Raw genomic sequence first — 9,828 nt, 5'->3', positions numbered from 1 at the left:
CAAAAACTGTGTAACTGCTTATAATCCAATAACAGGAGAATAAGCAATGACTACTCAATCTGACATCAAGAAACTGGCCGAGCAAATGGCTGGTAGTATGAACAGCTTCGATGACATTAAAGACTTCCAAAAGCAGCTCATGCAATCCTTTATTGATACTGCCTTAGAGGCTGAGATGGAAGACCATCTTGGCTACCCCAAACATGAGAAAGCAGATAAACCAAACAAGCGCAACGGACACACTAAAAAGACCGTCCGCAGTGACACAGGCGATCTTGAGATATCCACCCCAAGAGACCGCGGTGGCAGCTTTGAGACTGTGCTCGTCAGCAAACATCAAACCCGTATCTCAGGTCTCGATGATAAAATCATATTCCTTTACGCCAAGGGTCAAACCACCACTGAGATCGTCGAAACCATTAAAGAGCTTTATGACGTCGACATCTCAAGCTCTCTTGTCTCAAGAGTCACCGATAACATCTTAGAGGACATCACCGCTTGGCAGAACCGGCCGCTGAGCAGTGTTTATCCTATCGTCTATCTAGACTGCATTGTGGTCAAGGTACGTCAAGACAAGCAGATCATCAACAAAGCCATTTACTTAGCCCTAGGCGTTAACCTTAACGGTAAAAAAGAGCTGCTTGGTATGTGGCTATCAGAGAATGAAGGCGCTAAGTTCTGGCTAGGCGTTCTTACCGAGCTTCAAAACCGTGGCGTACAAGACATCTTAATCGCTTGTGTTGACGGTCTAAAGGGTTTCCCTGATGCCATTAACACCGTCTATCCAAAGGCACAGGTTCAGCTGTGTATCGTACACATGGTGCGCTATTCAATGAAGTTCGTACCGTGGACGGATAAAAAGGCCGTAGCGGCTGATTTAAAAGCCATCTACGGCGCTGATACGCTTGAGATAGCAGAGGCCAATCTTGAGCATTTCGACGAGGTGTGGGGTGATAAGTATCCGCATGTCATCAAGTCTTGGCGCAATAACTGGGAGGGCTTAACGGTGTTCTTTGGTTACCCTAAGGACATCAGAAAAGTCATATATACCACCAATGCTATAGAATCATTAAACAGTGTGATTCGTACGGCGGTGAATAAGCGTAAGATCTTCCCGTCTGATCAGGCAGCATTCAAGGTAGTATATCTGGCAACCCAGCAGGCCTCTAAAAAATGGTCGATGCCAATCCGTAACTGGACGTCTGCTCTTAATCGCTTTATGATTATGTTTGATGACCGTATCAGTAAGCATTTAATCTAAATGGCAGTTACACAGAATTCGGGATGGTCTCAAAAGCAAATCAATATGATGATGGATGAAAGGCCTTACGGAAAACAATCAAGAATAAACTAATTTATGCCGTAAAATCGAGCCATAGCTCCCATGAGAGTCGTCTTACCAGTGGAGTTATATCCTGTTAAAATACGATTGCTATCAACATTTAATAGATGAGCTTGACCTTTTAGATATAGTCAATCCTCTATAATTTGAATACGATGTCAGTCTCGCTTAGTCTACTACTTGTAGTACTTTCACTCGACTTCCTTGTATCCAAATTATATTGAACTAACTATATAGAGAAATCACTTTGTAAGCTGGCTTGAGATTTGTCAGGTGCTAACTACCTCATTAATGCAATTATAAGAATATTAATATCATAAATTCATATACGATATGACTGATTTTCATAGAAGTAAAAAAGGTTGCCAACACTGTATTATGCATAGTGTTAGCAACCTTTCTTTAGTTAGAATTTTACTTAAGTGAATTTGTCAAAACTAGAGTTTGAATTATCACATCAAATTAACTACTTCAGATTTAATATTATTAACCATAAGTAGCAAACGTGGTGCAACATCTTCTTCCAGTTTCTCGCGTTTCATTACAAAGCTTGGACCACCACAGTTAAAAACTAACAAACCATGCTGTTCATGCATTAAGGGTACTGCTACAGAGCTGACTCCTTTATGCCAATCACCAATAGAAAAGCAATAACCAAAATCTTGGTAGTCTTTAAATGCTTTGTCTAAGTCACGCCTGATTTTAATCCAATCTTCTTTGTATTTAATACGAATAGCATCCAATAAAAAATCACGCTCATCTGCTGGCATTGCTGCTAAGCAAGCTCTTCCTGCTGAGCTCAAATGAATCGGTAAATAGCTTCCTACTTGACGGCGCATAGTGACATTACCTACACCTTGCACTACGTCCAAATAAATCATATTTAGACGATTCCTTGTTGCTACTGCTACAGCAGCCCCAGTATAATCAGCTAAATCTTTCATATATTGCTGTGCGACTGAACGAATTGAAACATTCGATAGCATAGAATAACCGAGTGCTAACACGCCTGCAGAAAGCTGAAATTTACTCGAATTTGGAACTTGTTTAATATAGTCTAGTCGAGATAGTGTATGGGTTAGTCGAGTAATAGTAGGCTTAGGCAAGCCAGTCATTTTTGACAACTCTTGGTTACCAAGATTTGGTTGTTCAGTAGAAAAACAACGTAGTAATTCTAGGCCGCGTGCTAGAGCAGTAATAAACTGACGATCCTCCTCATCCAACATATCTTCAATAGGATGTAGTAATTCATGTCTTAAAACAGACACTATTTTTTCGGCTTGTTTATCAGGGGTAACATCGCTCATAGGCACACAGTCTACTTAATATTAATTAATTGTTCGCATAGTGAGAATTATAAGCTATTTAGATACACAATAGCAAAATCACCAATTAAGATTACATATATCATATTGTTTAAGTGCAAATAAACTAACCAATTATGTTATTTTTTCTCAACTTAGCTAACTCCTCTTGACTCGCTATACGAGATAAAATTTCATCGGTATGTTGCCCCAGAGTTGGTGGCGCTTGACGATATTCAACTGGTGTTCTAGACATCTTGATCGGTGAACCAATTAATGTCAAATTCTTAGACTCAGGATGTTGCATATCGATCAACATATTACGAGCCTTTACTTGCGGCTCTTTGAAGGCTTGCTCAAGATTATTAATTAATCCGACTGGTACTTTCGCTGTCTGAATAGCTGACACCCACTCATCTGCCGTTCGCGTTGCAAAGTGTGCGGCAAGAAGCGTGGTGACTTCGGTCCGATATTTGATTCTTTGTGCATTACTGCTAAACCGTGGATCTTGGGGTAAATCAGCTAAACCGATGGCGTCACACAATTGAGCAAATTGCTTGTCATTACCGCACGCGATAATGAAGTCACGATCAGAGGCCTTAAACACTTGGTAAGGCACTATATTGGCATGGGCATTACCGTAACGCGTTGGCACTTTGCCAGACGCCAAATAATTCATGCCTTGATTAGCCAATGTGGCGACTTGCACATCTAGCAATGCCATATCAATATACTGTCCTAATCCACTAATATGCCGGTTCAATAAAGCAGCTTGAATAGCGACTGTGGCATATAAACCAGTAGTTATATCAGAAAAGGCAATACCAAGTTTCTGTGGCCCCCCACCTGGTAGACTGTCTTTTTCACCAGTAACTGACATTAAGCCGCCCATGCCTTGAATAATAAAATCATAGCCAGGTTCCTCTGCTCGTGGTCCAGTCTGCCCAAATCCAGTAATTGAGCAATATACTAATCTTGGGTTGATTTGCGATAAGCTCTCATAGTCCAAGTTATATTTCTTCAAAGAGTCAGTTTTGTAATTTTCAATTAGTACATCAGTGTCTTTTATTAGTGAGTGAACAAGGGCTTGACCTTCAACCGTTGAGATATCAATAGCAACTGATTGTTTATTACGATTAGTTGACTGATAGTAAGCGGCTTCATGGCTGTCTTCTCCCTGATCATTTTTCATCCATGGTGGTCCCCATGCGCGTGTATCATCGCCATATTTTGGGCGCTCTATCTTAATGACTTCTGCACCAAGATCTGCAAGAATCTGTCCACACCAAGGCCCTGCAAGCACTCGACTTAGGTCAAGCACACGAATTCCATCTAAAGCACCCATAATAACTCCTTTTGTTTGATAAATATTCCCTTTAATGAAATAGCATTTTAGTTTCGCTAAGCGATACAAAAACTTAATATACACCTATTTTGATAAAAATCAATAACGGTTTTTAGCTTACAAACCATTATTTCAACAGTTTACAACTCTAAAAAACATCAAAACTTTTATAAAATAAATACCGCATTGCGATATTAATTTATAAAAAGTATTGTTTTATCAATTAAACTTATTTATATTATGCTGATACTGTTGATCTATATCTATAGTTTATTACTTTTTCAACGCTCTACTTAAGGACAGTTTATGATTCGCGACAAGGAAAATCTGCACTCATTAATCTATATGATACGTAAATTTGTTGAAGGCGTATTTATTCCCAATGAAGATCTAGTTGCAAAAACAGATGAAATTCCTGCAGTCATTGTTGAGCAAATGAAAGAACTAGGTTTATTCGGTTTAACCATACCTGAACAATACGAAGGTCTTGGCCTTACTATGGAAGAAGAAGTTTATGTAGCATTTGAATTAGGTCGTACCTCACCGGCCTTCCGTTCGCTGATTGGCACTAACAACGGTATTGGCTCATCGGGCTTGATTATCGATGGCACTGAAGCGCAAAAACAGCAATTTCTGCCACACTTAGCAAGTGGTGAAATTATTGGTGCCTTTTGTCTGACCGAGCCTGATTCTGGCTCTGATGCCGCATCCTTGAAAACTACCGCAATAAAAGATGGTGATGACTACATTTTAAATGGTACTAAGCGCTATATCACTAATGCACCGCACGCCGGGGTATTCACCGTCATGGCGCGAACTAATCTTCAACTCAAAGGTTCAGCAGCCATCTCTGCCTTTATAGTCGACAGTCAAACTGCAGGCATATCACTAGGTAAACGTGATAAAAAAATGGGTCAACAAGGCGCTCACACCTGTGATGTCATCTTTGAAGACTGTCGTATCCCAGCGTCTTCATTAATTGGTGGGATTGAAGGCGTAGGTTTTAAAACCGCAATGAAGGTTTTAGACAAAGGTCGTATTCATATTGCAGCCATCAGTGTTGGTGCAGCAACTCGAATGTTAGATGATGCACTGCAATATGCAGTTGAGCGCAAACAATTTGGACAAGCAATTGCTCAGTTTCAGTTAATTCAAGGGATGCTTGCTGATTCGAAAGCTGAAATTTACGCTGCAAAATGCATGGTAATTGATGCTGCACGCTTACGTGACCTAGGTAAAGAAGTCAGTACTGAAGCATCTTGCGCAAAAATGTTTGCTACTGAGATGTGTGGTCGTGTTGCCGATCGTTGTGTTCAGATTCATGGGGGTGCTGGTTATATCAGTGAATATTCGATTGAGCGTTTTTATCGTGATGTGCGTTTATTCCGCTTATATGAAGGTACTACTCAAATTCAACAAGTAATTATCGCACGAAATATGATTCGTGAAGTAGCTCAATAAATTTTTTGGCTTAATACGGTTAAGCCCTTTATATATAATGGATTATAATTATGAAGAGCACTTTATCCAAAATAGGTCCAAACACTTGGAAAATAGCCTTCGTCTTTGCCTTTCTTGCCTTATTGGTTGATGGTGCAGACTTAATGCTTTTATCTTATAGCTTAAATAGTCTTATAGCTGAGTTTGGACTAACGTCGGTTGAAGCAGGGATGTTAGGGAGTTTTACTTTACTGGGTATGGCCATTGGCGGTGTCTTTGGCGGCTGGGCTTGTGACCGTTTTGGTCGTGTGCGCGTAGTAGTCATATCCATCTTATTATTTTCAATTTTGACCTGTGGTCTTGGCTTTACCCGATCATATGTTGAATTTGCTACATTACGTTTCTTTGCCTCATTAGGCCTAGGTTCACTATACATTGCTTCCAATACATTAATGGCAGAATACGTACCGACTAAATATCGTACTACTGTGTTGGGTACACTGCAAGCAGGCTGGACTGTAGGATATATTGTGGCCACATTACTAGCAGGTTGGCTTATCCCCGACCACGGTTGGCGGATGCTATTTTATGTAGCCGCAATTCCAATTTTAATAGCTGTTCTAATGCATTTTTTGGTCCCAGAACCAGCCTCATGGCAAGAAAACCGTTTGAAAAAAGAAAGTACGAATAAAGAAGTTAATACGTCATCAACATGGAAAACTATTTTCCAAGATAAACGTAACCGTAATATGTTCATCCTTTGGGCTTTGACTGCAGGCTTTCTTCAGTTTGGCTACTATGGCGTAAACAACTGGATGCCGACTTATTTAGAAAGTGAGCTGGGTTTAAAATTCAAAGAAATGACTTCTTATATGGTTGGTACGTATGCAGCGATGATTTTTGGTAAAATTTTAGCTGGATATATGGCTGATAAAGTGGGTCGCCGTTCTACCTATGCTTTTGGTGCCATCGGTACAGCCCTTTTCTTGCCACTAATTGTGTTCTATAACTCACCCGCCAATATTCTTTATTTATTGGTAACGTTTGGCTTCTTATACGGAATCCCTTACGGTGTGAATGCCACATATATGGCCGAAAGCTTCCCAACGCTCATACGCGGTACGGCTATGGGTGGCGCTTATAATATGGGACGCATCGGTGCAGCAACTGCACCTGCTGTGATTGGGTTCCTTGCAAGTGGTGGTTCAATTGGTTTGGGCTTTGTAGTGATGGGAGGTGCATACTTTATTTGCGGTATAATTCCAGCCTTGTTTATTAAAGAAAAACAGTTCGATCCGCAAAAATCGTGATTTAATGCTCATTTTAAAAAAATTCTTAATTTTAAATTGATACCTAGATCATGAGTATTTAAATTTGAACTAAGAGCTGAGCGCTGTATTACACAGGGCTCAGTCTTTTTAGTTTGACTGAATACATTTACAAACCGCCTTGAGTATATCGGAGGTTGATTTAATTGAGTCAGGCAGCTTCACCTAACAAATTAATATTATTGTAATACCGCTTTTCAAATTCAAAGGTGACATATAGACAATCGTGCTATGCAACCTTGTTTTATTGAACCAATCTATCCATTCAAAGGTTGTCAGTTTAACATCGTTGATACCATTCCGGATCTGCTTTAAATAATGAATGACCTCAGAATTATATAGCCTGTGACCGTTTCGACCAGTGCGTTATCGTATGAATCACAAGTCGTACCTACAGAAGCGATAACACTAGCTTCAGCCATTCTATCGCTATAGCGAATAGATAAATACTTAACGCCTATATCGGTATGATGAATTACATCTTTGGCCTTGTTCCTCTCTGCTACCGCTTGATTTAAAATTGCCATCACCATATCAGTATTCATACGATTCGATACCTTCCAACCCATAATAGTACGAGCAAATACAACAATGATAAAAGCGGTATAAGTCTATCCGATCCTGGTCTTAATGTAAGTAAAATTCGCAACCTAAATCTGGTTAAAACAATTAACATTAAAGTTACAATTGACTAGGTCCTCTGCGCGCTTCTGGCCATCACGGCAGTTGGTAGTAATCTTGCCTTTGCGACTCCAAATCCCTTGCATCTCATACTGAGTCATTAACCGCTCTACCATACAACGAGCCACACGAATGTCATTCGCCTTCATCTGTCGCCAGACTTTACACATACCATAGCGAGACTTATTGTCCAGACAGATACGCCTAATCTCGCTAATATAGAAGTTCATCATGTTGCTGGCGTAAAGAGCACTTTGCTGGACTATTGGCTAAATATTTTTTACGGTAATAGGCTAATGGGGCAATCGATAGTACTCAATTGATTGGCTCGATCCCATAACTATCTTTCTAGTCATCAATAAAATTGATCATCACTTTGTGGGCGTTCAAGCTCCACTTAGGCGAAAGTAGCAGCAGCCTTGCCTATTATCTCGTCGGCTTGCATGAGCTCTCTATTTTCGCGTTCAAGCTTTTCAATACGTTGCTTTTGGCTTTGAGCTTGTATTGAGGCAGGAATAGTTTGTTCTATTTGCTTTTTATGCAATGATTGCAGGGTTTCAGACGTACAGCCAATCTTTGACGCTATAGCTTGAGTGGTTGACCATGTGAAGGGCGCATTCTTTAAGGTCAGAAGTGTATGTCGTATTCTCTCAACATGTCGAGTCTCTGACAATACTGGTAAGGTTCATGTTTCAAAACTGAATAGATATTAAAAAGGGTATACTATAGTTGATTCAGTTTATAAGAGATACAAGGCAACCGAGTATAGATGTATATGTGATACTTCAAACGAGGTTAACGCTGTAACCCTTTTATAGAGGATTGACTATCATATAATACAGAAGCATTGATATGGAAAATAGAAAAATCTTATCAAATACCATAAATTAGTTTATTACTAAATTAGTAAATAACCCCCATGAATTGAAAAAGTATGGGGGTTATTTAATTTATGTTCTAAAAATCGTAAGTAGTATACTATTTGTTCAAGAAATATTTATATGAAGGTCTGGCCACAAAAAACCAAAGGGAAATTATATATATGTTCCTGGAATTTGCTGATAATTTTCATGTTGATTAAATACAAAAGTCGTAATAGCCGTTATTAATCATAAAATAATGTGGCAAGAATATTAATAGCAAAGGTAGCTTAGAAGGTTTACACTCGTTCTATCACCATGGCAAGCCCTTGCCCAACGCCAATACATAAACTAACTACTGCATATTTTTCACCTGTCCGCTGTAACTCACGTGCTGTACTCAACGCAATTCTTGCACCTGATGCCCCTAGCGGATGTCCAATAGCAATTGCTCCGCCATTGGGGTTGACGCGCTTGTCATCAAAATCAATATCTAAACCTTTGAGACAACCCAGTACCTGTGAGGCGAATGCTTCATTAATCTCAATGATAGCCATATCATCAAGGGTCAAATCAGCACGTTTTAACGCCAGCTTAATGGCTTCAACAGGGCCTACGCCCATAATATTTGGCTCGACACCCATGGCACCAGATGAAAGAATCTTTGCGATAGGCTTTAACCCTAACTTTTCCTCTGCCTGCTTTGAGCCGATAATCAGGGCAGCGGCACCATCATTGATGCCTGAAGCATTGCCTGCTGTAACAACGCCTTCGTTATTTAAAGTTTTTAATTTTTGTAATGCTTCAACAGTAGATTTGGCGCGCGGATGCTCATCCTCCACTACTGATCTATCAGGGAGTTTTTTGCCTTGTGATACCATAATTGGCGTTATTTCATCATCAAAGAACCCAGTTTTTTTGGCGGCCTGGTATTTAGCTTGCGAAGCTGCTGCGAACTTATCCGCTGCTTCACGAGTGATACCATATTTACGCGCAACATTATCACCCGTTTGCGGCATGCTATCGTTACCAAAATGCTCTTCTATGATGGGATTAGGGAACCGGCTGCCGATAGTGGTATCAAATACTTTAAACTCACGACTAAAAGGCTGCGCAGTCTTAGCAAAGACAAAGGGTGCACGAGTCATTGACTCAACACCGCCCGCTAAAATAATATCACCTTCGTTGCATGTAATACTGCGAGCGGCATCTATAATAGCCGATAATCCAGAAGCACATAGACGATTGACAGTTTGACCCGGTGTTTTTACATCCAACCCTGCTAGCAGCGCAGCATTACGGGCGATATTGCGTGAATCCTCACCAGCTTGATTGGTATTACCGATCAATACTTCATTAAAAATATCGTTAGGTAGTTGATGCTTTTCGACTAAAGTCTTCATCACTTTAGCGATTAAGTCATCCGGACGAACAGTTGCTAATGCGCCACCATGCCGACCAAAAGCACTTCTTAATCCATCATAAATATAGGCGTCTAACATAATTTCTCCTAGCTGTCATTTTAAAG

The 9,828-nt window shown here is 40.1% G+C and carries 9 protein-coding genes and 1 other annotated feature; of the genes, 3 read left to right on the top strand and 6 right to left on the bottom strand.

Annotated elements, in window-relative coordinates:
• Window positions 1–46: 46 nt before the first annotated feature.
• Entirely contained in the window at window positions 47–1,261 is a 1,215-nt protein-coding gene (locus tag PSBA01_RS10925) for an IS256 family transposase (RefSeq protein ID WP_186474337.1), read from the top strand.
• Between the two features lie 533 nt (window positions 1,262–1,794).
• Here PSBA01_RS10925 and PSBA01_RS10920 read toward each other — a convergent pair.
• Entirely contained in the window at window positions 1,795–2,649 is an 855-nt protein-coding gene (locus PSBA01_RS10920) for an IclR family transcriptional regulator (RefSeq protein WP_186474335.1), read from the bottom strand.
• 124 nt (window positions 2,650–2,773) lie between these two features.
• Window positions 2,774–3,991: a CaiB/BaiF CoA transferase family protein gene (locus PSBA01_RS10915; protein WP_186474333.1), complete on the bottom strand. Its 1,218-nt coding sequence runs from the start codon at window positions 3,989–3,991 to the stop codon at window positions 2,774–2,776.
• Between the two features lie 306 nt (window positions 3,992–4,297).
• Here PSBA01_RS10915 and PSBA01_RS10910 point away from each other — a divergent pair, with 306 nt between their 5' ends.
• Window positions 4,298–5,452, top strand: coding sequence for an acyl-CoA dehydrogenase family protein (locus PSBA01_RS10910; protein WP_186474331.1), 1,155 nt, complete (start codon window positions 4,298–4,300; stop codon window positions 5,450–5,452).
• A gap of 50 nt (window positions 5,453–5,502) precedes the next feature.
• Entirely contained in the window at window positions 5,503–6,741 is a 1,239-nt protein-coding gene (locus PSBA01_RS10905; protein ID WP_186474330.1) for an MFS transporter, read from the top strand.
• A 183-nt stretch (window positions 6,742–6,924) separates the two neighbouring features.
• Here the strand turns inward: PSBA01_RS10905 and PSBA01_RS13475 are convergent, their stop codons facing one another.
• From PSBA01_RS13475 to PSBA01_RS10890, 4 genes are all read right to left on the bottom strand, one after another.
• Window positions 6,925–7,020, bottom strand: coding sequence for a hypothetical protein (locus PSBA01_RS13475; RefSeq protein WP_416383519.1), 96 nt, complete (start codon window positions 7,018–7,020; stop codon window positions 6,925–6,927).
• A gap of 50 nt (window positions 7,021–7,070) precedes the next feature.
• The gene (locus PSBA01_RS10900) at window positions 7,071–7,328 is read right to left on the bottom strand and encodes a DDE-type integrase/transposase/recombinase (protein WP_186474329.1); all 258 of its coding nucleotides are present in this window, start codon (window positions 7,326–7,328) and stop codon (window positions 7,071–7,073) included.
• Window positions 7,329–7,409: 81 nt separating this feature from the next.
• Entirely contained in the window at window positions 7,410–7,673 is a 264-nt protein-coding gene (locus PSBA01_RS10895; protein WP_186474328.1) for an IS3 family transposase, read from the bottom strand.
• Window positions 7,674–7,737: 64 nt separating this feature from the next.
• Window positions 7,738–7,853: a sequence feature (AL1L pseudoknot), on the bottom strand.
• A 746-nt stretch (window positions 7,854–8,599) separates the two neighbouring features.
• Window positions 8,600–9,802: a 3-oxoadipyl-CoA thiolase gene (locus PSBA01_RS10890; protein WP_186474327.1), complete on the bottom strand. Its 1,203-nt coding sequence runs from the start codon at window positions 9,800–9,802 to the stop codon at window positions 8,600–8,602.
• Between the last annotated feature and the right edge of the window lie 26 nt (window positions 9,803–9,828).

It is taken from the genome of Psychrobacter sp. KCTC 72983 (assembly GCF_014280455.1).
Taxonomy (GTDB): domain Bacteria; phylum Pseudomonadota; class Gammaproteobacteria; order Pseudomonadales; family Moraxellaceae; genus Psychrobacter; species Psychrobacter pacificensis.
Note: the sequence above shows the minus strand (reverse complement) of the source record. Positions and strands in the feature narration are given on the sequence as shown.